Raw genomic sequence first — 22,175 nt, 5'->3', positions numbered from 1 at the left:
ATGGATTTCCCGGTTTTTGACGGCCACAATGATTTCCTGCTGCGGCTTTACAACGCCCCTGACCGGCGCGAGGAATTGTGGCTGAAGGGTGAGACGGATGCGTCCGGCAAAACGGTCGGGCATCTGGACCTGCCCCGCATGCGACAGGGCGGTTTCGCAGGCGGGCTGTTTGCGATCTACATCCCATCCCCGATCGCGCATGACAGTGCCGACTATCAGGCGCTGATGGACACGCCCCCCTATGACCTGCCGCTGCCCGACCTGATTGACGCCCGTGGCGCTCAGCCGGTGGCGCTGTCGATGGCGGCGCATCTGCACTGGATGGCACGGGCCGCACCAGATGATTTCACCTTGTGCACCACCGCCACCCAGATCCGCGCGGCAATGGCCGACGGTCGCATCGCAGGCGTGATGCACATGGAAGGGGCAGAGGCGATCAGCCCCAATCTTGATGAGTTGCCGCTGTGGCACGCGATGGGGCTGCGCTCTATCGGGCCGGTCTGGTCGCGCCCGACCGTGTTCGGCGATGGCGTGCCCTTCCGCTATCCGGGTGATCCCGATACCGGGCCGGGGCTGACCGATGCGGGCCGCGCACTGGTGCGCGCCTGCGCCGAAATGCGGATCATGCTGGACCTGTCCCACATGAACGAGGCCGGCTTCAATGATGTGGCCCGGATCTCCGATGGGCCTCTGGTTGCCACGCATTCCAACGCCCATGCGGTGACGCCATCAACCCGCAACCTGACCGACCGGCAGCTGGCGATGATTGCTGAAAGCGGCGGGCTGGTTGGGCTGAACTTTGCAACATCGTTCCTGCGCCCTGATGGCCGGCAATCCCCCGCCATGGACTGGGATCCGGTGATGCGCCACCTTGACCACCTGCTGGCGCATCTGGGCGAAGAGGGCGTCGGCCTTGGGTCCGATTTCGACGGCGCGACCATTCCCGAAGGCATCGGCGATGTCACCGGCCTGCCCGCCTTGCTGCAGGCGATGATCCGGCACGGCTTTGGTGCGGAGCTGGTGGAAAAGATTGCGCACCGCAACTGGCTGGCTCTGCTGCACCGGATCTGGGGCGCCTGATATGGCGCCCCTCCAGACCGGACAGCAATTCTGGCGATGGTGTTTCGCCTCAGGTTGATCGTGCAGGCGCGGGGAGGGGCGCGCCTGAGCGGCTTTGCGCTGCTGCAAATCGACGCCGGCTCTCAACGGTGCACGGCATCCACCTGTCGTTCTGGTCTGGCGCTGTCAAAGGCAGACAGGTCGCAACACGCCTTGTGAATCCGCGCCAGTGTGGGCCAAGCCGACTCATCGACGCCGAAGCGGCGATTGTTCAGCATTTGGGCAAAAAGGCAAATGTCGGCAAGCCCCGGTTGATCCCCATGGCAGAACCGCCCGACGTGCTCTGATTGTGCCAAGACTGCCTCAAGCGGGTCAAGCGTGGCGCGCGTCCAATGCCGGAACCAGGCGGCCTGCGACGCTTGATCCGCGCCGTATTGTGATTCCAGATGCCGAAGGACGCGCAGGTTGTTGAGCGGATGGAGATCGCTGGCAACCATGGCCGCCAGTGACCGCACCCTGGCGCGCCCCGCACTGTCCGCTGGCAAAAGCGGCGTTTCCGGGAAACGTTCGTCCAGATACTCGATGATCGGCAAGGATTGCGTGAGAACCAGGCCGTCCATTTCCAGCGCAGGAACAAAGCCTTGCGCGTTGATATCGAGGTAACTCCGGCTGCGGTGTTCATCCGCCCGAAGGTTCCAGGCGACATAGTCGTAGCCCAGTCCCTTCAGTGCCAAGGCCACACGCACCCGCACCGACGTCGACGAGCGGAAATAGCTGTGCAGCCGGATTGTGGTCATGCTTTGGGTCCGATGGTCGTGGTGATCGGATGCAGGCCTTCCACACTGACGGTGCAGACATCGCCCGGCAGCAAGGGGCCGACACCTGCCGGGGTTCCGGTAAACACCAGATCACCGGGTTTGATCGTGACCGAAGCTGACAGCGCCGCGATGATTTCAGCGACATTCCAGATCATCGTGTCCAAGGGCGCATCCTGCCGCAGCTGATCATTGACCGACAGGCGAATGCGGGCCTGTCCGGAAAGCACGCGCCCCGGCATCGGGGTGATGGTGCCCACGACGGCGGATCGGTCAAAAGCCTTGCTCCAGTCCCATGGGCGGCCCCGGTCGCGCAACGCGAACTGCACATCGCGGCGGGTCAGGTCGTTTCCGACACCGTAGCCGTAAACATGGGCAAGGGCGTTCTCGACCGGGATATCGGTGCCAGACTTCCCGATGGCGACCACAAGCTCTGCTTCGTGGTGAAAGTTCTCGGTCATCGGCGGATAAGCCACCGTTTCACCGTCGGTGACCAGGGCATCAATCGGTTTGGTGAAAAAGAACGGCGGCTCCCGTTCTGGCTGAAAGCCCATCTCGCGGATGTGGTCGGCGTAGTTGCGGCCAACGCAGAATATGCGCCGCAACGCAAAGCGGCGGCTTTCACCATCGACCGCGAGGCTTTGGACGGGAAGGGGGTCAAATATGTAATCCAAGGGATGCTCCTGCTGTTAACTGACCAAGACCTGCATGTCGCCGATGCCCGATATGCGTGCCCGCATCACATCACCCGCCACAACCGGGCTGACGCCTTCGGGCGTTCCGGTGAACAAGAGATCCCCCGGCATCAGCGTATAGAACGCCGAGGCGCGGGCGATCAGTGTGGCGACATCGCGCAACAGGTCTTTGGTCGAGGCACTTTGGCGCGTCTCGCCGTTCACTTGCAGCTCCATCTCCAGTGCGTTCGGGTCGGGAATTTCATCCGCGGTCACCAGCCATGGACCCAGAACGGTGTAGCTGTCGCAGGATTTTCGCATGCTGCGTTCCTGAGTGCCGCGCACCGTCATATCAAGACCGATGCTGTAGCCCGCCACATGCGACAACGCCTGATCCGCACTGACCGCCGAGGCGCGGGTGCCGATGATGGCAACCAGTTCGATCTCGTGATCGTTGCGCGCTTCGGGAAAGCGGATCACCACCGGATCGGATGCGCCGATCAGCGAACTGGTGGCCTTGAGAAACAAGCCAGCCTTGTCGATGGGCAGAATGTTGGTGCCATGGTGGATCGAGTCATCTGCCAGGGCCTCGTCATGGTGCAGGCGATAGTTCACCGGCGCCGCGATGATCTTGCGCGGCGAGGCGACCGGCGACAGCAGGCGCACGCTGTCCAGCGCCAAAGGGGGGGCTTGGTCTGCCAAAGCCTCGAACGCAGGGCGCAATGCGGGCAGCGCCGCGATCAGCGGGTCGTGGTCGGGCAACGGATACTGCCACGTTGGCAGCGAGGCGAGCGCGGCCGTCACGTCATGCACAAAACTGCCGCGCACAAGGCCGACCCGGTTGTCGTTGAACCTGCAAATGCGCATCAGCCGGCCTTTCCGATCTGCTGGGGGGCGGGCAGGATCTGGCCCTCGCAGCGTCCGAACCCGATGCGTTGGCCATTGACCATGCCCCATCCGGTCAGGGTCACGCTGTCACCGTCCTCCAGAAACTTCCGGCTTCCGCCGTGTTCAAGGGCGATTTCGTCCCGTCCGCCCCAGCTTTGCTCCATCAGACACCCGAAGTTATGCCGCTCCGGCCCTGAAATTGTGCCGGAACCAAGCAGATCACCGGACTGCATCCGGCATCCCGACAGTGCATGATGTGCAAGCAGTTGCGGCGCTGAATAGGTCAGATGGGTGGTGTTGGTCTGAACGATCCTGCTGGCGCGATCCGTGTCTGCAGGGGTCAGATGTGCCTCCAGCGTGATGTCGAAGAAATAGGGCGCGTTTTCGTGCAGATAGGGCAAAAGTTCCGTGTCGCGCAGCGGTGCCGGGTGACGGCAGGGTTCCAGCGCTGCCCGCGTGACCACCCAAGGGCTGATCGAGGTTGCAAACGCCTTTGACTGGAACGGCCCCAGCGGCTGCCCCTCCCACCGCTGAATGTCACGTGCGGACCAATCGTTCAAAAGCACAAAGCCGAACAGATGCTCCCAGGCTTCGTCCACGGTCAGGGTCTGGCCAAGCTCGGTCGGCAATCCGACGATTGCGCCGAATTCCACCTCGATATCCAGCCGCCGCGACGGCCCGAGGACCGGTGTTGCGCTCCCACCCGGCAAGGTCTGACCCAAGGGCCGCCGGACCGGCGTGCCAGAGACCACGACAGTCGACGCGCGCCCGTTGTAGCCGATTGGCATGTGCGACCAGTTCGGCGTCAGCGCGTTCTCGGGACCGCGCAGGATGGAACCGGAGTTGAACGCATGCTGGCGGCCTGCGTAGAAATCGGTGTAGCCCTTTACCTCAATGGGCAGATGCATCTGTGCCGTAGCCTGTGGCACGAGGGCTTGGCGACAGAGCGCCACATTCTCGCGCAACTCAGCGCTGCCGCCGTCAGCCAGAAGATCGGTCACCCGATTGCGCACAGTTTCCCAGGCCTTTGGCCCGGCAGCCATGAAATGATTCAGGGCAGGGCGGTCGAACCCATAGTCATCGCCGGTCAGCAGGCCATTTGTCACCAGCTCTGTCAGATCAAGGATCATGTCGCCGATTGCGATGCCACATCTGGGGGGGCGCCCGCTGACCTCGAACACGCCGTAGGGCAGATTGCTGAGCGGAAAATCGCAGTCAGCGCGATTTGCCCCTGTCACCCATGATTGCGTCATTGTGGCCCTCCCAAGCTTTTGTTCGGCACCGCGATTTCTGGTGCCACCGTGTCTGACCTGCCGCACGCGTGACGGCGGCAGACTTCAAGTGCATCCAATTTTGACATATTTGCACTTAAATCAAGCAGAAAATTGTTGACGAATGACGTAATCGTATACACTTTTCAGTCACGCCGACTCAAAAGTCAAAAGCCGTTCCGACAGAGGAGTGTCGCGCGGCCCCCCGTGAAGCTCGGTGAATGGGAGGAGAAAACAATGACTGCCATCGTCAGAAGGCTGCCCTTTGGGCTGGCCACAGGACTTGTTGCGTTTGCCGTGCCCGCGCTGGCTCAGGATCTGGGTGAGCCGGTTCCGGAGTTGAAAATCGCTTACTACGCCGCCGACATGGGGCCGATGTATGAACAATCAGCCCGGGTGTTGTCAGAGGAATGGGCAAAACTTGGCCTGCGGTTCCAGATGCAGCCGGTTCAGTTCAGCAGCTTCATTTCAAATATCATGGTGGGCGGCGGTCTGGAGGACATGGCCGTGTTTACCGTGGGCGCAGACCCTGACCGGGTTGACCCGACATACTGGCTTCACGATCTTGGGGCCTGTGGTGCGCGTCGCAACGGGGCAAAGTGGTGTGACGAAGCCTATACGGCAAGCGTCAAGCAACAGCGCGAACTGGTCAATCAGGAGGAGCGCGTTGCCGCAGTCCACGCAGCCCAGCAGCACTTTTACGACACGATGCCATGGTGGCCCGCGACGAACACGGTGTACGGCATGGTGTGGAACAGCGCCAAATGGGAAAATGTGACCTCGCCCGAACCGGTTGCCGCGCATGAGGGGCTGATTGACCCATGGTTGTCCGCCCGCCCGCTGACCGACGATCGCTGGCTGGATTGGGCGCATTATGAAGACGTGACGACCTATAACCCGCTGACCGAAGAAGGCGCCGTCGGTTGGCTGCGCTTTGTCTATGATACCTTTGCCAAGAACAATTCCGAGGGGCAGACGATCCCTTGGGCGGCGACGTCCTGGGAATTCACCGATCCGACGACGGTGAAGATTACCCTGCGCGAGGGGATGACCTTTCACGATGGCGAGCCGGTGACGGCCGATGATGCGGTCTTTACCTTGAGCAAGGTTGTCGAGTTGCAGCCCCCTGCCATGTCCTCGCGGATCGCGAACCTTGCCGGTGCGGAAAAGGTCGATGACCTGACCTTCAACGTGAAGCTGAAAGCGCCCGACGCAACCTTTATCACCACGGTATTGCCCTATGCCTTCATTCTGCCGGAACATCTGTGGGCGGATTACACGGGCGACATGGTTGCGCGCGACGTGATTGCCGATGGCGTGGCCATTGGCAGCGGGCCGTTCAAGTTCAAGACATGGCGCGTGAACGAAGTGCATGAACTGGATGCCAACGCGACCCACTTCAACGCCCCCGAATACGATGGCGTGCGGCGTCTGGCGCTGGGGCAGGCCGATGCGATCCGCTCGGCCATGCTGTCGGGACAGGGCGATATCGCCACGATGGTCTTGCCGGTTGCGTCGATGAGCGATCTTGCCGAGCAGAACGCGGATCTGGATTTCCTTGAGATTCCGTCGCACGGTTCGATGCTGATCTGGCTGAACAATGAAAAAGAGCCGTTCACCAACCCGGCTTTCCGCAAGGCGTTGCGCATGGCGACAGCCAAAGAGCGCGCTGCGGTTGAGGGCTGGCTTGGCTTTGCCGTGCCAGCAGGTGAAGGCCCGGTGCCAAAGCAACTGGGCATGTGGTACAATCAAGACCTGCCAGAAATCGGCTTTGACATCGAAGCGGCACGCGCTGCCTTGGCCGAAGCGGGCTTTGGCTGGGATGCGCAGGGCGCGCTTCATTACCCCAAGCAGTAATCCTGCGCTGCCCGGTCCCTGTTGACGGGGGCCGGGCTTTCCACGTCGCCAGACGCAAATATCCCGCGTTTGCCCGTAGACTACATCCAGACAGAGAGTCCAATGCGCGCATATATCATCCGTCGTCTGGCACAAAGCGTGCTTGTCGTCTGGGCTGTGACAACGATCATGTTCTTCATGTTCCGCGTCATGCCTGCAGACCCGACCGCGATCCTGCTGGAGCGTGGATTGACCGATGAAGCGCGTCAGGCGCTGTTGGAGCAATGGGGCCTGACCGGATCGCTTTGGGATCAGTATGTTGCCTATCTGGCGAACCTCCTGACCGGCGACTTCGGGTCATCTTTCCTCTATCGAAAACCGGTGTGGGAGGTGCTGACCCCGCTCATCATCAACACGCTCTGGATCGCGGTTCCGGGCCTGCTTCTGGGCGCGGCGCTGGGGGCTGCAATCGGTACGGCCGTGGGTTGGGCAAAGCGCGGGGGCAAGCTGGAACGGTCCGGCATCTTTCTGGCCACCATCATCCGCGGGGTGCCCAATTTTGTGATCGGTATCGCCTTGCTGACCATCTTTTCCAGCACGCTGGGGTGGTTTCCAGGGTTCGGCATGGGTGATCCGGGCGAAACCACCGGCTTTGCCCGCTATATGACACTTGATTTCCTGCACCATCTGGCACTGCCGCTTATTGCGGTCATCATCTACTTCATGCCGGAAAACCTGCTGCTGATGCGCTCGGGTGTGGTTGAAAACCGAACCGAGGATTACATCGAACTGGTCCGCGCCAAGGGCGTGCCGCAGCGGCGGGTGGCCTGGCACGCCGCACGCAATTCCATGCTGCCGCTGATCACCTGGCTGTTTCCGGCACTTGCCGAGACCATTGCGGGCATCGTGGTGATCGAGATCGTGTTCTCTTGGCCCGGCGTCGGACGGGAACTGGTGCTGGCGGTCACCCGTCAGGATTATCCGGTGGCGCAGGCCGCGTTCTTTCTGCTGGCCGTGATGATCGTCATCGCGAACCTTGCGGCCGATCTTGTCTATGGAAAACTCGACCCACGGGTGGTTTACAAATGAAACAGGCCCAAACCAACGCACCCGCCGCGATCCGGGGACGCAGCGCATGGTCTGCCGCATGGGAGTCGTGGCGGCAGGTGATGCAAGACAGCTTTGCCGTGGTCGGTGTGGCCATTTTGCTGATCTTTGTCGTGATTGCCCTGACGGCGCCCTATCTTGCCCCCTTTGATCCCTTCAAGGCGATGATGACCGAGACGGGCCGACTTGCACGTTTGCGCCCTCCGTCTGGTGAGCATCTTCTTGGCACCACGGCTTTCGGCAATGATGTGCTCAGCCAGTTCCTGCACGGGTTCCGCGTGGCCTTGTTGGTCGGTCTGGTTGCGGCGATTGCGGTGGGTTTCATCTCTACCCTGTTCGGTGTGCTCTCGGGCTATTTCGGGGGCTGGGTGGATGATGTCCTGATGCGGATTACCGATGTGGCCCTGTCGATCCCGACACTGCCGTTTTCCATCGTCGCGGTGGCTTTGCTGGGACCGAGTATCGAAAACATCATTCTGGTGATCACGGTTCTTTTCTGGCGCAATGGCGCGCGGATCATCCGATCTGCCGTGCTGACAGAGCGCGAGCGGGTCTATGTCAAATGGGCGCGCGCAGCGGGGGCGTCGCATTTTCACATCATCATGCGCCACATTCTGCCCAATATCATCCGCGTGGTGTTTCTTTGGGTCACGATGTCGGTTGCCTTTGCGGTTCTGACCGAAGCCAGCCTGTCGTTTCTGGGCTTGGGCGATCCCACGGTGATCAGCTGGGGGCAGATGCTCAACACCGCCTTTTCCAGTGGCAACCTGCGCACGGCATGGTGGTGGGTTGTGCCGCCTTCGGTTGCGCTGGTGATGCTGGTTTCCGCCCTTTACCTGATTGGCCGCGCCTATGAAGAACAGACCAACCCCCGACTGAGGAGGCGCTGATGGTTGCCGTCGCACCGCCCCGCTCTGGCCATCGCCCGGCCAGCCCCGCAACGCTTGCAGAGTTGGAACGCCTGACCGACCGCCTCTCGCGCAAACCGGCCGCGCACCTGCAGGTCGAAAGTCTTTCAATTGGCTATTCCACATTGCGCGGCCGGTTTCACGCGGTCGAAGACATCAGCTTTGAGGTACCGGCCGGCACCAATCTGGGTCTGGTCGGTGAAAGCGGCTGCGGCAAGAGCACGGTCGTCAAAACGCTGATGGGGCTTCAGCCCGAGTCAACGGAGGTTTCGGGGCGTGCCTTGCTTGACGGGCGCAACATTCTGGGGCTCGATGAAAACGCCCTGCGCGACTTTCGCTGGAAGCGCATTTCGCTGATCACGCAAAGCGCCATGAACTCGCTTGATCCGGTCTATTGCATCGGGGACCAGATATCCGAGGCCATTCTGGCGCATGAGCCGGTCAGCAAGGCGACGGCCTGGGCACGGGCGGAGCAGATGTTTGCGCTGGTTGGTTTGCCGGCCGGGCGGCTTTACGAATTTCCGCACATGTTCTCTGGTGGGATGCGGCAGCGCGCTGTGATCGCCATGGCCCTGGCCCTGAACGCCGGGTTGCTTTTGGCGGATGAGCCGACAACCGCGCTCGACCCGATCATGCAGTCGCAGATCATGACACGCATCCGGGGCATTCATGCCCATATGCGTTGCTCGATGATTCTGGTGACGCATGACATCGCAGTGGTGGCGGAAACCTGCGAAAACATCGTGGTGATGTATGCAGGAAAGGTTGCCGAAAGCGGCCCGACGGCTGATGTGCTGGAACGCCCGCTGCACCCTTACACGATGGGGCTAAAAAACGCCTTCCCCCGGCTGCCGATACGGGGGGAACCGCGTCAGCCGTTGATCTCGATTCCCGGCGTGGTGCCGAACCTGTTGCTGCCCCCACCGGGATGCCGCTTTGCCAGCCGCTGCCCCTTTGCCACCGAGGTGTGCCACAGCGTGACGCCGCCTGTGGTTCAGGTCGGCGTGCAACGCGCGGCCTGCCACCATACAGACCGGGCCGCCGAATTCCGCCTGGCCGCCGCACGTCCGGACACATGGCGCAACATGAGAGGTGCCGCATGACGGGCCGTCAATCCATCCACCCCGACGCCCCTGCCGTGATCGAGGCGCGCGATCTGAAGACTCAATTTCAGGGCCGCACCGGCATTTTCAGTGCCCTTGCCGGGGTGAAACCGCCAAGCGCCCGTGCGCTTGACGGCGTTGATCTGCGCATCCGCGAGCGTGAGATCGTGGGTCTGGTCGGCGAGTCCGGGTGCGGAAAATCGACCTTGGGCATGACGCTGGTGCGGATGTACCAGCCGACCGCGGGCCAGATCCTGTATCGCGATGAAGACATCACCAAAGCCGAGGGCCGTCGCCTGAAAGCCTATCGCCATTCGGCGCAGATCATCTTTCAGGATCCTTATTCCTCGCTCAACCCGCGTCTGACCATCGGACAGGTGATTGAAGAGCCTCTTATCATTCATGGCATCGGAAACGCGGCCGAGCGGCGCGAAAAGGTGATCCGTGCGCTGGAACTTGTGCGCATTCCTGCGGGTGAAAACATTGACCGCTATCCGTCCGATCTGTCTGGCGGCCAACGGCAAAGGGTGGCCATCGCCCGCGCTCTGGTTCTGGAGCCAAAGTTCATCGTGGCGGATGAGCCGGTGTCGATGCTGGATGTGTCGATTCAGGCCAGTGTGCTGGAATTGCTTGACGAATTGTCGCGCGATCTGGGCCTCGCGGTGCTGTATATCTCGCATGACATCGCGACCGTGGGCTATATCTGCAACCACGTCGCGGTGATGTATCTTGGCCGCATCGTTGAAGAGGGCAGGGCCGAAGATATCCTGACCCGCCCTTTGCACCCCTACACCCAGCGCCTGATGGATGCGATTCCGCGCATGACGCCGGGTGACTCCCCCGACCGCATCGAACTGCGCGGCGATGTGCCGTCGCCGATGGCTGTGCCGCCGGGGTGCAGGTTTTCATCGCGCTGTCCATTCGCCACGGCGCTGTGTGAAGCGATCGAACCCGCGCTTTCAGACCAGACAGACGGCCAAAGGGTGCGCTGCCATATTTACGATGACCGTGCCTCGCGCGCACACCCCAGTCTGCTCGCACCAAAGGCCGGACACATCACAGAAGTCGCAGAAGCAGGCACTCTGGCTGAGGCGGTTGAGGGCGGCAGATGGTAGAGCTGATCTTTGACTGGAAGCATATTGCCTTTGCCGCAGACCGTGCTTTTACCGAAACCTATGGCTTCAACGGCTCACAGGGGCTGACCCATGTCGAGGGCGTGCTGATCCGGCCCGATGACCGGGTATCCCGCACCTTGCTCGTCTTCATGCATCCGTCATCCACCCTGCAGCTTTTGCCTTTGCCGCAGGCTCTGGCCCGCTCCGGGTATCATGTCTTGTGCGCGGGCAGCCGGTATCAGCGCAATGATACCAGTCTGATCATGGAAAATGTGGTTCTGGATCTGGGCGCGTGGATCAGGGCGGCGCGCGAAGACTGGGGCTATCAAAAGGTGGTTCTGTGCGGCTGGAGCGGTGGCGGCTCTCTTGCCATGTTGTATCAGTCACAGGCCGAAAGACCTTCGATCACGCACACTCCTGCCGGGGATCCGGTTGATATTGCGGGGGCGGGGTTGATCCCGGCTGATGCGGTTCTCAGCCTTGCAGCGCACAGCTCTCGGGCGCTTTTGTTGAGCGAATGGCTTGATCCGTCTGTCCGCAACGAGCACGATCCCGATGACCGCGATCCGGCATTGGATCTGTATGCGCCGGGCAATGACACGAAGGGGGGAACGTTTACGACCGCGTTTCTTGCGGAGTATCGCGCGGCTCAGCAGGCCCGGATGGGGCGCATCACCGCGCGGGTGCTGGAGGTGCTGGAGCGCTTGCGTCAATCCGGTGGGCTTGAGACAGAGCGTGTCTTTGTGACCCACCGGACAATGGCCGATCCGCGATTTCTGGACCCGAGCATAGACCCAAATGGCCGCCGACCGGGCTGGACCTACCTTGGGAATCCGGAAGTCGTGAACAGTGGTCCTGTCGGTCTGGGCCGGATTTCCACCCTGCGCAGTTGGCTGTCGCAGTGGTCACCCGCCCACACCCGCGCAGACTCGCTGCGGACCGGGCGAGACATCACGGTGCCGTTTCTGGCTGTTGAATGCGGCGCGGATGACGCTGTGCCACAGCCTCATACGGCGCGCATATTTGGCGCGGTGTCATCGCAGGACAAGACCATGCAACTTGTTCAGGGTGCGAACCACTATTTCGTCAACCAGCCACAGGAACTGGCCGCAGCAACGGAACTGGTTTCCGATTGGCTTGTTGTCCGGGATTTCGGATAGTGCCCGCAGGGAACAGGGAAATGAAATGGCCGAAGACATTTATGCCAAGATCCGCGCGCTTATCGCAGAAGGAGCGTATATTGGTGGAGACAGCATTCCCGAAAGCGAGCTGGCCACCCGTCTTGGTGTAAGCCGCACTCCTGTCCGGGAAGCCATGCGCCGGCTTCAGGCCGAAGGTGTGATCCGGCGGGAAGCGTACCGCCGTGCTGTTGTGGTCGACCTTGACCCGAACGAGGTGATCCACATCTTTACCGCCCGCGCCGCGCTGGAGCCGATCGCCGCCGGGATGGCGGTGGCATTGGCAGATCAGGACTTTCAGGATGTTCTGCGAGACCTTCATGACCGCATGGATCATGCGATTTTGCAGTCAAACCCAGATCGTCGGGCCTACCGCGATCTGAATGCCCAGTTCCATCGTGTGATCTGGCGTCAGGGGGGCAATGCGATTTTCACCGATCTGGTGAACATGGTCGCGCGAAAGCCGGTTGTCAGCCCCACGTTCAACAATTGGACTCAGGCCGAGCTTGTTCGTAGCAACAGACAGCATGAAGACGTGGTGTCTGCATTTGCAGCGCAAGACAAGGAATGGGTCGAGGCGGCAATGCGTGCACATCTGCTCAGCTCACGTGCGAATTACCGGCGCATTGGCGTGTCTCATAAAACGGATGCCCGGCACGATGACTGGACCTATTCGGAAAGTGACCATGCTGCACTTTAGCTGAATACGGCTGTGCGAATGTGGCTCTATGCCCTCAAAGCCTTGCAAACAAACGCTTTCGGAACTTCAAGAACCCACCTTTATGGGTCTGCCTTTTTGACGTTGCCCCCAACTTTTATCTAGCGTGAGCGAGACTCCGGGTTGCCGAGGTAGCGGGCAAAGACGAAATCCGACAGCGACCGCGAGCCGCCGTGGTAGATCGCATGCACATCGCCCGACTTAGCGGCCGGAAGATCGGCCCAACCGGCGCGGGTCAGATAGGCGGCCATTTTTTCCTGTGCCGCCGCCGGATCTGCGCCAATGCCTACCAGCACGGCTTCGGGCGCACCCAGCCATTCGGAACCGGCCAGCAGGATCACTTCGGGTTGTTCTGCCAGAACGTATTCTGGCGCCAGCGGACCCCAGTTTTCGACCTGACCCTTGGCGATGTTCGCCCCGCCGACCAGTTCAATTACCCCGGCCCACATGCCGTTGCCATAGCTGTTACCAACCTCGGCCGGGCCTTTCTTGGCCAGTTCGACGTAGACTTTCTTCGGTGTGTCACCAGCGGCGGCCACGCGTGCAATGGTGTCGTTGATCTTGCCTTCGTAAAGTCCGGCCAGTGCCTCAGCCCGATCTTGCGCGCCCATCAAGGTGCCAATCACGCGGGTTTAGGCCAGATGGGCCTCCAGAGTCTGGGCGTTGTAGTCCACAACGACAATCGGAATGCCGGCGGCTTCCAGTTGCGCCACACCTTCGCCAAGCGCATCAAACTGCCAGCCCGCCAGCAGGGCGACATCGGGTTTGGCAGCGATGGCGGCTTCGACGCTGAAGGTGCTGGTTTCGGTATCGCCGACATCAGGAAGGGTGTCGATCTGCGGATAGACGGCCTTGTAGGCATCCCACTGCATCGGGCGCCATTCCGCCCAAGGCGCGCGCGAGATGGCAACGACCTTGTCAATGCCGCCCGGGCCAGTGATGGCAATGAAGTCTTCGTAGTAAAAGCCAAGCAAGACCCGGTCAGGGGTATCGGCCAAAGTGACCGTCCGGCCCTTGAGGTCGGTCAGGGTGATTTCGGCCCATGCGGGCAAGGCGGTGGTCAGGGCAAGGGTGGCAAGATCAATGAGTTTCAAGATCGGGTTTATTGAGGTCTCCCTTGGTTGAAGGTTTGACTTAGGGATCAATTAGTGACCGTCGCGCCCGACGATCAGCGTGCCGTCAAAGCTGTCGAGCAGGGCGATGGTGTCCGGGGCAAGGGCTGCTTCGGCAGCCTTGGCCCCCGTCAGCAAAGCCTCGGCCTCTGCCGCCGACAGCCCCAGCGATTGCAGCGTGGCAGGCAGCATCAGGCTTGCGCCCGAGCACAGTTCGATGAACCAACCCTTGTCATCCTGACGCAGGAAGGCCCGCCCGCCGCGTCCGTCTTGCGCCCAACCCGCTATGGCGACAGGGCCGTGAACTGAAATCGGGGCCACGGTCAACGGGGTTTCCGGCGTGTCGAACTGCGCTTTCAGCAGGGCCTCGATGTCCACCATCGCATCCCCCGTCTGAACCGGAGCCGTATGGCCCGCGCCATGGGCGGCATGCGCGTTCGTCGCGTCATGGCCCATCGCCGAATGGTCCATCTTGGAATGGTCCACCGATCCATCGGCAGGATCGACCATGAACTCGATCTCGACCCGCCCGCCCTGTTCAAAGATCAGGGTTGCGGGCAGCATGTCCCCGACGTTCAGCGGCTGGGTCAGCCCCATCAGCATGATGTGATAGCCGCCCGGCTCCAGCACGACGGTGTCTCTGGCGGGGATCTCCAGAGCCTCGACGTGCTTCATGCGGGCCACGCCATCGGCGCTGAATTCGGTGGTGTGCAGCATGGCCTTCGCTGCAAAACCAACCTCGACGCCGATCAAGGTGTCGGGGTGATCGCCCTCATTGGAAATGCCCATATACCCTGCGGCAACCTGGGCCATGCCCATGGGTGCCGGGATATTGGCATGGATGATCTGCAGGTCGCCGACGGTCACTTCGTGGGCGAAGGCAGTGCTGGTCATCAGAAGGACGGCAATGGTGACAAGGTGGCGCTTCATGGCGATCTCCTGGAGTGAAGAAAAAGCCCCCTTCGACATGGCAGCCGAAGGGGAGAGTAAGGCCCTTGCCCACGGGAATGAGGGCAAGGGCCACCCAAAGATGCGAAGGGCGGGACGCCTCCTGCCTTGCATCTCAAGAGCGGGGCTCATGGCAGCACCCGGCTGGCCACTGCAGGATGATCTGCGGGCCAGGGGTCACCGTAAGCGGGGTTGGTGAGGAAGCCTTCATCCGTCAGGCTTTCGAGGAATGCGACGATGTCGGCGATCTCGGCATCGGTTGCGCTGTTGCCAACGATCATCCCATCGCGCAGCGGGCTTTGCGCGCCGTTGCCCGCATGGGGGCCGTCTGTGATCCGGCGTCCGCCTGCGCGGTAATGGTCCAGCACATCGGTCAGGGTTTCGGCGGAACCGTCGTGGAAATAGGGCGCGGTCAGCGCGACATTGCGCAGGGATGGCGTGCGGAACTTGCCCATGTCGGCAGGATCGCCCGTCAGTTCCATCAACCCGGTATTGTTGGCGGGGTAAGCCCCCGCACCGTCGATGTTGTAAAGCCCGGTGTTGTGAAATCCGGTTTCGGCAAAGGCCGAGCGGCTGGTCTGCAGATTTTCGGTGAAATGGATGCCGGAATGGCAGTGATAACACTCAAATCGGTGGTCAAAGAACAACTGTTCGCCGCGTTTGGCCGCCTCTGACAGGGCGTCTGTCTCGCCCCAATACTTGAAACGGTCATAGGCGCTATCCACCGAAATCAGGCTGCGTTGAAAGGCGGCCAACGCACGGGTCATGGTGAATAGGTCGGGCGCGGGATGGTCGGGGAAGGCCGCCGGAAAGGCCGTTTGATAGTAAGGGTCAGCCGCCAGCCGCGCGAACAGGACCGCTTCCTGGCCGTTGTTGCCCATCTCATCGGGGTTGTCGCCAAAGAGCGGCATCAGCGCCTGAAACTCCAGGCTGGTCATGTGCGGATTGGCCCATGTCAGCAGTGGCAGATAGCCGACATTCGCCAGCCCCGGCGCGTTGCGGATGCCAAGCGTGCCGTTGATCCCGACGGGCACCTCACGACCATCCGTAAAGGCGCGCTCCTGCACATGGCAGGACACACAAGCCACCGTACCATCCGCCGACAGGCGCGCATCGTAAAACAGATGCCGCCCCAGTTCGACCTTGGCCGTCGACATCGGGTTGTCATCCGGCACGGGTGGCGCTGGCATCCAGGCCGGGATGGGCCAGCGATAGGGCTCGGCGGCAAGCGTCAGCGGTGTGGCAAGGACAAGCCCCGCCACACCGATGCGCCCCGCCCATTGGGCAAGGCGGCGCATGGCTTAGCGCATCGAGACCAGTTGCTGCGCCCCTGCCGGGATGTCGCCATAAGCCAACCCCAGCTTGGACATCACCGTGGTGCAATCGGCATCACCGGGGAAGGACATGCAGCCCGGCGAGGTTTCTGCCGCGTTCACCGTCATATCCGCCTCGGCGACAACCGCTGCCGGGTCAATGACCACCACATTGGTCGCTGGATCAAAACCGGCAAAGCTGACGGGCAGGTGGTTGGGGTTTTTGCACTCCGCATTCGGCGCTTCGGTCTTGGAGGCTGCCGGGCACATGGTCGAACCCAGATGCAGGAACCAGCCCTTCGGCCCATCCGCAGCCTTGTTCACCGGCACCATGTCGATGCGCACAAAGCGGTAGCCGCCCTGCCAGTTCCAGAACATCGCCGTGGTGTTCAGGGGTGCGGCGGCCAGCGTCGGGTCATTATGGTTCTTGTCAAACGGCACCGCCAGATTGAACGTCAGCCCGACATACTCGTCATCCGGCACCGAGCCGCGCAGGGCGGTGTTGGTCTCGGCCGTTCCGGTAGAACAACCGCCTGACCCGTCCTCGAAATCCAGCAGCGCCAGATCATCCAGCTGCCATTTGCCATCTTGCTCCAAGGCAATCGGCTGGGCGGTGCCGTCGGCGCGGATCAGCGCCGCACCAGACACAAAGACGCGGTAATCGATACCCTTGACGGCAGTGGCCTTGGCCCCGATGGCCTCAAACGTCTCGGCGCAGGAGAACGGCTTGCCGCCGATTTCCCCGGCAAAGTTGATGGACACAGCCTGATCGGCCAAGACGGGGGTGGCGGCCAAAGCCGCAGCAAAAGCGATGTATTTCATAAGTTTACCCTCTGGATATGCCAGCGCGATAGCGCATGGCAGGTTGGATTGATCGACAAGACGTTTGGCGATCAAGCCAGAGGGGGTGCACGGACCGGTGTTGCGGGGTTGGTCGTGCGGCCAAAACCGCGCGCATGGGCAGGAACAAGGATCGCCGCAGCGGTGCGCAGTTCGATGTCCGCGACGCTTGCGACCGGTTCAGGAAGCAGAATTGACGCCGCAAGATGGCAGGCAGGGCAATCGCCCATGTCCATTCCACCGTCCGCGTCACCTGGTTCAGCGCAAAGGTCGGCAAGGCTCAGACCCAAGTCCGCCAAGGACACCGCCTGCTCAATCTGGGCGGCGGTAGGAACAGGTCGATGCGCAAAGCCACTGAGCAGGAGGCTTACTGCCACCAGCAAGACCATTGTGGTCTTTGCAAATGCAAATTGAACGCTCCTAACCATGCGCTTTGTTACCAGATTCCAAACCAGAGGCAAACAGAACTCGATAGCGCCGAATTCCGGCACGTTGCCACAGTCCCGGATACTTGGAAAAACTACGGCGACCGGCGCCGTTGGACCACTGAATGCCTGTGCACCTGCAATTGTGCCGCTCCAGCATCAGCCTAAGTGCCACGCCAGCAGCCCGCTCTTCGGCGGCGGCGTTGGCGGTCATCGTACTGGTGTCCCACCAGCGCCGCATCCTGTCGCCAAAACTGGTGGTGGTCAGTTTCGACTTTGCCATGGTGCCAACTGCGGTGTTGAGCATGCCGCTAGTATTACTGCTGGCGATGGTCCGATGATCCTGGCTTGATTTGTTCAGCCAACGCGCCGTTTTGATTTTATGTTTGAGGCCATCTAATTGAGCGGCCTATCTTCATGAATGCTACGTTTACAAGCACCGCTTTGCTGCTGCGGCCCAGCGTTACCCCCTGTCTTCCATCGTCACGATACGCCCGTCCTCCAACGTCAGGATACGGTCGGCGCGGTCGAGGATGCGGTTGTCATGTGTGACCAGCAGTGTGGTCATGCCGCGTGCAGCACCCATTCTTTTCAGCAAATCCACCACTTCAGCCGCACTCTCCTTGTCCAGCGCGGCCGTAGGTTCGTCTGCCAGCAGCAGCGCCGGGTTGCCCACCAAAGCCCGCGCGACTGCCACGCGCTGCTTTTGCCCGCCCGACAAGTTGCCCGGCAGATAGCCGACCCGGTCTGACAGGCCGACCAGACCCAGCGCATGGGTGGCCGCTCGCTGCGCGTCGGCGTCCGACACGCCACGGTGGACCTGAAGGCCCATGATTACATTCTGCGTCGCGGTCAGGCTTTCATGCAGATTGTGCGCCTGAAAGATAAAGCCCAGACGCCGCCGCAGCGCTACGAGTTCCGCCTCTGAAGCGCCGTTCAGTTCCCGATCCAACAGGCAGACCGACCCGTCCTGAACGCTGCGCAGACACCCGATCAGGGTCAGCACGGTGGTCTTGCCGGAACCGGATGGTCCCATAAGCACGGTAAAACTGCCGCGTTTCAGAGTCAGGTTGACGTCAAACAACGCCTGTTTCTTGACATCACCCGTGCCAAACCAGTGGTTCAGGCCCTTGGCTTCGAGGATGTTTTCGTGTTCCATTACACCCTCAAAACAAGTCGGCAGGATCAGCGGCGGCAAGGCGGCGGGTGGCAATCGCACCAGATATCGCCGAAAAGACCACAGTGCCGATAAACACGCTGACAGCCATCGAAAAGGACATGGCCAACGGCAGTGTCGTGATCTTGCCCATCAAGGTCAGAATGGCGGTGCCAACGATCAGTCCGGGGATAAACCCCATGACGCCCAGAACAAGCGCTTCCTCGAATACAACGCTCAGAAAGAAGCGTGGCCCATAGCCCATTGCCTTGAACGTCGCGTATTCGCGCAAGTGGTCGGCGACGTCGGTTGACAGAACCTGATAGACAATGACCAGCCCGACCAGCACGCCGATGAGAACGCCAAAACCAAAGATGATGCCGGTTGGCCGCCTTGTTTGCTGATACTTCAGATCGTCTTGCGCGGCGTCAGCATAGCTGCGGATGCGCAGGGACGGGTCTGAAATCAGCGAGCGCAACCGGGCGACGACAGTGTCCACATCTGCGCCCCGGCCCAAGGTCAACAAGATATGGTCAGGTGCCGCAGAACTGCGCGCAGGAAAGAGCGACAGAAAGGTCTGATCCGACACCAACATGTAACCGTCGCCGCCAAAGCCGCCGCCGCCTGCAAATGTGGCATAGGCAACCAAGGTGCGACTCTGGGCCTCGAAGGCAAGCGGTGTCTGCGGGCGGATCGCTGCCGCTTCATCCTTGGCTAACCCGCGTGCCAGCCGGTCAAGGATCGCGGCGTCCTGCACCTGCAAGAGTGGCAGATCGTCCGCGATCTGGACGCCGATGAAACCGGGTTTCACCGGATCGACGCCAAAGGTAGACAAGCTTATGTCTTTCTCGCCCCGATCCCACGGCACATTCGCCATAAACAGGCCCATTCCGTCCACAACATCCGGGTCCGCCATAGCCTGCAACAGCCATTGCCGCGCGACGTTTCCGCCATCAGACAGCGAGTTGGCATCCCCGGCAGAAATCATAATGTCGGCCTGAAAGAAATCATAAGGACGCAGCGTTGCGGCCCCCATGGAATTCATGATGCCAAGCTGCACAAAGACCAGCACATTGGCAAAGGCCACCCCGGCCAGCGCCGCCGCAAAGCGCGTGCGGTTATGGGTCAATTGCAGCCAACCGATCGGCAGGCGCCCGAACAGGGCTTGCAGCAGACGGCTCATGGGGTGACACGCAGGTCTGCGGATGTGTCGATCCGCGCGATGACCTCAAGGTTGGTGTAGCGGGCCGCAACTTGGGTCGAGGCGGCATCAAGCTTCACCAGTACGCGTATCACGCGGGCATCCTTGTTTTCGGCGGCATCGTCTGAGATCAGCCCTTGCCTGCCCACCGTCAGGCCGATGCTGTCAACCACTCCGCGCAGGGTTTGCCCAAGGGCGACGGCGGCAAGCTCGACCGGCTGCCCTGGTTTTATGGTCGCAATCCGGTCCTGCCATATCTCAACCTCGGCCATCATCTGGCTGGTATCGCCCATGTCCATGATTCCACCAGTGGGCGGGCGCTGGCCGGGTGTTGCGTGAATGTCGAGGATTGTTCCTGCAATCGGGGCAAACACCACAGCGCGTTCCAGATCCAGTCTGGCGCGCGCCAATTCGGCCTTGGCTGCGTCCATGTTGCGTGTCGCGACCACGACATCGGGTTGATCATCCAAGGCAAGTGCGGAAAAGCGCGTCAAGGTCGCCTCGGCCCGCGCTACGGCCAGCACCGCAGCCGCCGAGGCCGCACGGACGGACTCCACCGTGGCTTCGGTTGCAACCTTGCGCTGGAACAGCTCTTCCGTGCGAGCAAGGCTTGAAGATGCCTCCGAGGCGGCCGAAACCGCCTGGTCCAATGCGGCCTGCGCTTCGTCCCGGCTTGCCGCGATGGCAGCGCGCGTTTGCATCAGCGCGGCCTCCTTGATTGCCAGATTGGCCTGTGCAGCAAGAACGGCACTTTCAAGCGTTGTCCGGTTGTCGAGCCGTGCCAGAGGCGCGCCCTTTTCGACCCTATCGCCGACCGACACCAGCACCTCGGCTACCCGGGCATCTCCGGCACCATATGGGGCCGCGACAATCGACACATCGCCGCGCGGCATGACCCGTGCCAGACCGATCACATCGGTCGGCAGCATCGTCTCGGCCATCTTGGGCGGAAGGTCGATGTCCGGGGGCAGGGCAATGGGTGCGTCCGACCCGGCCCCGGGCTGCAATCCGGTCAGCAGGTAGAATTTCTGCAGTCCGGGTGGCTGGAAATACATCCCCATCACCGCCCCGGTGAACATCAACACCGGCACCAGCAGAACCAAAAGATACCGCTTTCGGAACCAGCGTCGCTTTGACGGCGGTTGCCCCTCTTCCAGATTCAGGTCTATCGGAAGGGTCTCGTCGCGGGGTTGCGTCATTTGTTTTTCCATGAAATCGACTGGCACGCCGGGCGTGCGAAAAAATTGCTGCTCGCGCCTCAAGGCTCAGCCAAAGCGGTTGGCCTGCGTGCAACGATATAGGGGTTTTGTGGCCTTTCCCCGAAGACACGCTGATCGACGATCTCGAAGCCAGCGTCCTGTATGGCCTGACGCAGATGTGCGACGCCAAGCGTGGCGGACGGAGGGAACAGGCCGATTACCCGCAGCACGCCAAACAGCAGTCGCAGTTTGCGCCCCAGATCGGCAAAACACCACGTCTTGCTGATCAACAGGCCGCCGGGCCGAAGCTGCGCGTGAATGCCGCTTAGAAGGCCGGGCAGATCGTCCACCAGATGCAGCACGTTGAAGGCGCAGATCGCATCGAACGGCCCGCCATCCAGCGCAGTTTCGGCATTCGAGGTCTTGAAATGAAGGTTGTCTGGCGCGGGTTTGGCCGCTGCGATCCGTATCATCTCGGTCGAAAAGTCGGTGGCAGTGAACTGTGATACGTGGGGCGCAAGGCGGATGGCCGTTCCCCCAGTGCCGCAGCCGATTTCCAGAACGCGGTCGGTCTTGCGCAATCGCGCTGCGACATCGGAAAGCAGCGCCTCATAGGCTGCGACATCCTTGATCGGGCGTGCGGCATAGCGGTCGGCGAACCTGTTCCAGAATCTTGCGCCGCCGCCTGCCGCAGCGGGTTGGGCCCGAGCGGTGGTACAGGTGTGATCAGACAACGGAAGCCTCCGCACAGGCCCTGCGCAAGCTGTCCGGCACCGCAAGCAAGGCGGCAAGTCCACAGTTGCCTTTGGTCAGATCGGCCAGCGTTACCATGTCCAACTCGTGATAGAACGCCTCAAGCGCGCGCGCGACATAGCCGCGCAGGCGACAGGTCGCAGACAGCGGGCAGGTGTTGGTGTCGGGCGCAAAGCACTCGGCAAAGGGCGCACCCGATTCAAACACGCGGAAAACCACGCCCATCGAGATCTGGGCAGGCGGACGGGCCAGGCGCAGACCGCCATGGCGCCCGCGAAGGGTTTCGACAAAGCCATGCGCCTGCAGTTCATTCACGACCTGCAGCAGATGATTGAGTGAGGCGTTGCAGGCCAAGGCGATTTCGGCAGTGCGCAGCGTCATGCCTTCGTTGACCGCACAGGCCATCAGGACGCGGGCTGCAAGGTTGGTCTTTGTGGTCAGGCGCATGAAAGTCGCTTTCTCGATGCAGATTTGATGTTGGTAATCGTGTGAAACCCGGCGGTCCTTGATCTGGATCACATCGGCGAGGCACGGAGTGGCTTAAGTGGCATTCAAA

24 protein-coding genes are annotated in these 22,175 nt (G+C 61.4%); 9 read left to right on the top strand and 15 right to left on the bottom strand.

Going from position 1 to position 22,175, the window contains the following annotated elements; all coding sequences use genetic code 11:
• Positions 1 to 1,080, top strand: coding sequence for a dipeptidase (locus D1012_RS14520; protein WP_435530924.1), 1,080 nt, complete (start codon positions 1 to 3; stop codon positions 1,078 to 1,080).
• Between the two features lie 122 nt (positions 1,081 to 1,202).
• Here the strand turns inward: D1012_RS14520 and maiA are convergent, their stop codons facing one another.
• The 4 genes from maiA to fahA are packed head-to-tail and all read right to left on the bottom strand — an operon-like array spanning position 1,203 to position 4,689.
• A complete protein-coding gene (gene maiA / locus D1012_RS14515; RefSeq protein ID WP_118153611.1) occupies positions 1,203 to 1,856 on the bottom strand; it encodes a maleylacetoacetate isomerase in 654 nt (217 codons plus the stop codon).
• Positions 1,853 to 2,548, bottom strand: a complete 696-nt coding sequence (locus D1012_RS14510) for a fumarylacetoacetate hydrolase family protein (protein WP_118153608.1) — start codon at positions 2,546 to 2,548, stop codon at positions 1,853 to 1,855. Before D1012_RS14510 ends, maiA begins: the two co-directional genes overlap by 4 nt.
• A gap of 15 nt (positions 2,549 to 2,563) precedes the next feature.
• On the bottom strand, positions 2,564 to 3,415 hold the full coding sequence (locus tag D1012_RS14505) for a fumarylacetoacetate hydrolase family protein (RefSeq protein WP_118153605.1): 852 nt from the start codon (positions 3,413 to 3,415) through the stop codon (positions 2,564 to 2,566).
• The gene (gene fahA, locus D1012_RS14500) at positions 3,415 to 4,689 is read right to left on the bottom strand and encodes a fumarylacetoacetase (protein WP_118153602.1); all 1,275 of its coding nucleotides are present in this window, start codon (positions 4,687 to 4,689) and stop codon (positions 3,415 to 3,417) included. Before fahA ends, D1012_RS14505 begins: the two co-directional genes overlap by 1 nt.
• A gap of 255 nt (positions 4,690 to 4,944) precedes the next feature.
• On the opposite strand from fahA, the gene D1012_RS14495 reads away from it, so the two are divergent.
• From D1012_RS14495 to D1012_RS14465, 7 genes are all read left to right on the top strand, one after another.
• Positions 4,945 to 6,564, top strand: coding sequence for an ABC transporter substrate-binding protein (locus tag D1012_RS14495; protein ID WP_118153599.1), 1,620 nt, complete (start codon positions 4,945 to 4,947; stop codon positions 6,562 to 6,564).
• A 102-nt stretch (positions 6,565 to 6,666) separates the two neighbouring features.
• A complete protein-coding gene (locus D1012_RS14490) occupies positions 6,667 to 7,632 on the top strand; it encodes an ABC transporter permease (RefSeq protein ID WP_118153596.1) in 966 nt (321 codons plus the stop codon).
• Positions 7,629 to 8,540, top strand: a complete 912-nt coding sequence (locus D1012_RS14485) for an ABC transporter permease (protein ID WP_118153593.1) — start codon at positions 7,629 to 7,631, stop codon at positions 8,538 to 8,540. The genes D1012_RS14490 and D1012_RS14485 overlap by 4 nt, the downstream gene beginning before the upstream one ends.
• Positions 8,540 to 9,661: an ABC transporter ATP-binding protein gene (locus tag D1012_RS14480; protein ID WP_118153590.1), complete on the top strand. Its 1,122-nt coding sequence runs from the start codon at positions 8,540 to 8,542 to the stop codon at positions 9,659 to 9,661. The genes D1012_RS14485 and D1012_RS14480 overlap by 1 nt, the downstream gene beginning before the upstream one ends.
• Positions 9,658 to 10,776, top strand: coding sequence for an ABC transporter ATP-binding protein (locus tag D1012_RS14475; protein WP_158569359.1), 1,119 nt, complete (start codon positions 9,658 to 9,660; stop codon positions 10,774 to 10,776). Before D1012_RS14480 ends, D1012_RS14475 begins: the two co-directional genes overlap by 4 nt.
• Positions 10,770 to 11,936 (top strand): alpha/beta hydrolase family protein, encoded by a 1,167-nt coding sequence (locus D1012_RS14470; protein WP_118153583.1) that lies wholly within the window; start codon positions 10,770 to 10,772, stop codon positions 11,934 to 11,936. The genes D1012_RS14475 and D1012_RS14470 overlap by 7 nt, the downstream gene beginning before the upstream one ends.
• Positions 11,937 to 11,961: 25 nt before the next feature.
• A complete protein-coding gene (locus tag D1012_RS14465; protein ID WP_118153580.1) occupies positions 11,962 to 12,654 on the top strand; it encodes a GntR family transcriptional regulator in 693 nt (230 codons plus the stop codon).
• A 119-nt stretch (positions 12,655 to 12,773) separates the two neighbouring features.
• Here the strand turns inward: D1012_RS14465 and D1012_RS23015 are convergent, their stop codons facing one another.
• The 6 genes from D1012_RS23015 to D1012_RS22490 all read right to left on the bottom strand — a co-directional run bounded on the left by D1012_RS23015 (position 12,774) and on the right by D1012_RS22490 (position 17,376).
• The gene (locus D1012_RS23015) at positions 12,774 to 13,298 is read right to left on the bottom strand and encodes an ABC transporter substrate-binding protein (RefSeq protein WP_267897830.1); all 525 of its coding nucleotides are present in this window, start codon (positions 13,296 to 13,298) and stop codon (positions 12,774 to 12,776) included.
• 6 nt (positions 13,299 to 13,304) lie between these two features.
• Positions 13,305 to 13,766, bottom strand: a complete 462-nt coding sequence (locus D1012_RS23010) for a TroA family protein (RefSeq protein WP_233517134.1) — start codon at positions 13,764 to 13,766, stop codon at positions 13,305 to 13,307.
• Between the two features lie 51 nt (positions 13,767 to 13,817).
• On the bottom strand, positions 13,818 to 14,714 hold the full coding sequence (locus D1012_RS22690) for a copper uptake system-associated protein (RefSeq protein WP_158569358.1): 897 nt from the start codon (positions 14,712 to 14,714) through the stop codon (positions 13,818 to 13,820).
• A 146-nt stretch (positions 14,715 to 14,860) separates the two neighbouring features.
• Positions 14,861 to 16,030 carry a methanobactin export MATE transporter MbnM gene (locus D1012_RS14450; RefSeq protein WP_118153576.1) on the bottom strand — a complete coding sequence of 390 codons (1,170 nt, stop codon included), beginning with the start codon at positions 16,028 to 16,030 and terminating at the stop codon, positions 14,861 to 14,863.
• Between the two features lie 3 nt (positions 16,031 to 16,033).
• The gene (locus D1012_RS14445; protein ID WP_118153573.1) at positions 16,034 to 16,867 is read right to left on the bottom strand and encodes an MbnP family copper-binding protein; all 834 of its coding nucleotides are present in this window, start codon (positions 16,865 to 16,867) and stop codon (positions 16,034 to 16,036) included.
• Positions 16,868 to 16,938: 71 nt separating this feature from the next.
• The gene (locus D1012_RS22490) at positions 16,939 to 17,376 is read right to left on the bottom strand and encodes a hypothetical protein (protein WP_158569357.1); all 438 of its coding nucleotides are present in this window, start codon (positions 17,374 to 17,376) and stop codon (positions 16,939 to 16,941) included.
• 59 nt (positions 17,377 to 17,435) lie between these two features.
• Between D1012_RS22490 and D1012_RS22485 the strand changes: the two genes are divergently transcribed.
• Entirely contained in the window at positions 17,436 to 17,651 is a 216-nt protein-coding gene (locus tag D1012_RS22485) for a hypothetical protein (RefSeq protein ID WP_147335705.1), read from the top strand.
• 122 nt (positions 17,652 to 17,773) lie between these two features.
• On the opposite strand, the gene D1012_RS14435 is transcribed toward D1012_RS22485, so the two are convergent.
• Genes D1012_RS14435 through D1012_RS14415 form a run of 5 tightly spaced genes read right to left on the bottom strand, consistent with a single transcriptional unit; the run spans position 17,774 to position 22,066 of the window.
• Positions 17,774 to 18,469 carry an ATP-binding cassette domain-containing protein gene (locus tag D1012_RS14435; protein WP_118153567.1) on the bottom strand — a complete coding sequence of 232 codons (696 nt, stop codon included), beginning with the start codon at positions 18,467 to 18,469 and terminating at the stop codon, positions 17,774 to 17,776.
• A 7-nt stretch (positions 18,470 to 18,476) separates the two neighbouring features.
• Entirely contained in the window at positions 18,477 to 19,649 is a 1,173-nt protein-coding gene (locus tag D1012_RS14430) for an FtsX-like permease family protein (protein ID WP_118153564.1), read from the bottom strand.
• Positions 19,646 to 20,866, bottom strand: coding sequence for an HlyD family efflux transporter periplasmic adaptor subunit (locus D1012_RS14425; RefSeq protein WP_158569356.1), 1,221 nt, complete (start codon positions 20,864 to 20,866; stop codon positions 19,646 to 19,648). The genes D1012_RS14430 and D1012_RS14425 overlap by 4 nt, the downstream gene beginning before the upstream one ends.
• 59 nt (positions 20,867 to 20,925) lie before the next feature.
• Positions 20,926 to 21,600, bottom strand: coding sequence for a class I SAM-dependent methyltransferase (locus D1012_RS14420; protein ID WP_118153558.1), 675 nt, complete (start codon positions 21,598 to 21,600; stop codon positions 20,926 to 20,928).
• Positions 21,593 to 22,066 (bottom strand): RrF2 family transcriptional regulator, encoded by a 474-nt coding sequence (locus D1012_RS14415; RefSeq protein ID WP_118154037.1) that lies wholly within the window; start codon positions 22,064 to 22,066, stop codon positions 21,593 to 21,595. Before D1012_RS14415 ends, D1012_RS14420 begins: the two co-directional genes overlap by 8 nt.
• Positions 22,067 to 22,175 lie beyond the last annotated feature (109 nt).

The organism is Pseudotabrizicola alkalilacus, from assembly GCF_003443995.1.
Classification (GTDB): Bacteria; Pseudomonadota; Alphaproteobacteria; order Rhodobacterales; family Rhodobacteraceae; genus Pseudotabrizicola; species Pseudotabrizicola alkalilacus.
Note: the sequence above shows the minus strand (reverse complement) of the source record. Positions and strands in the feature narration are given on the sequence as shown.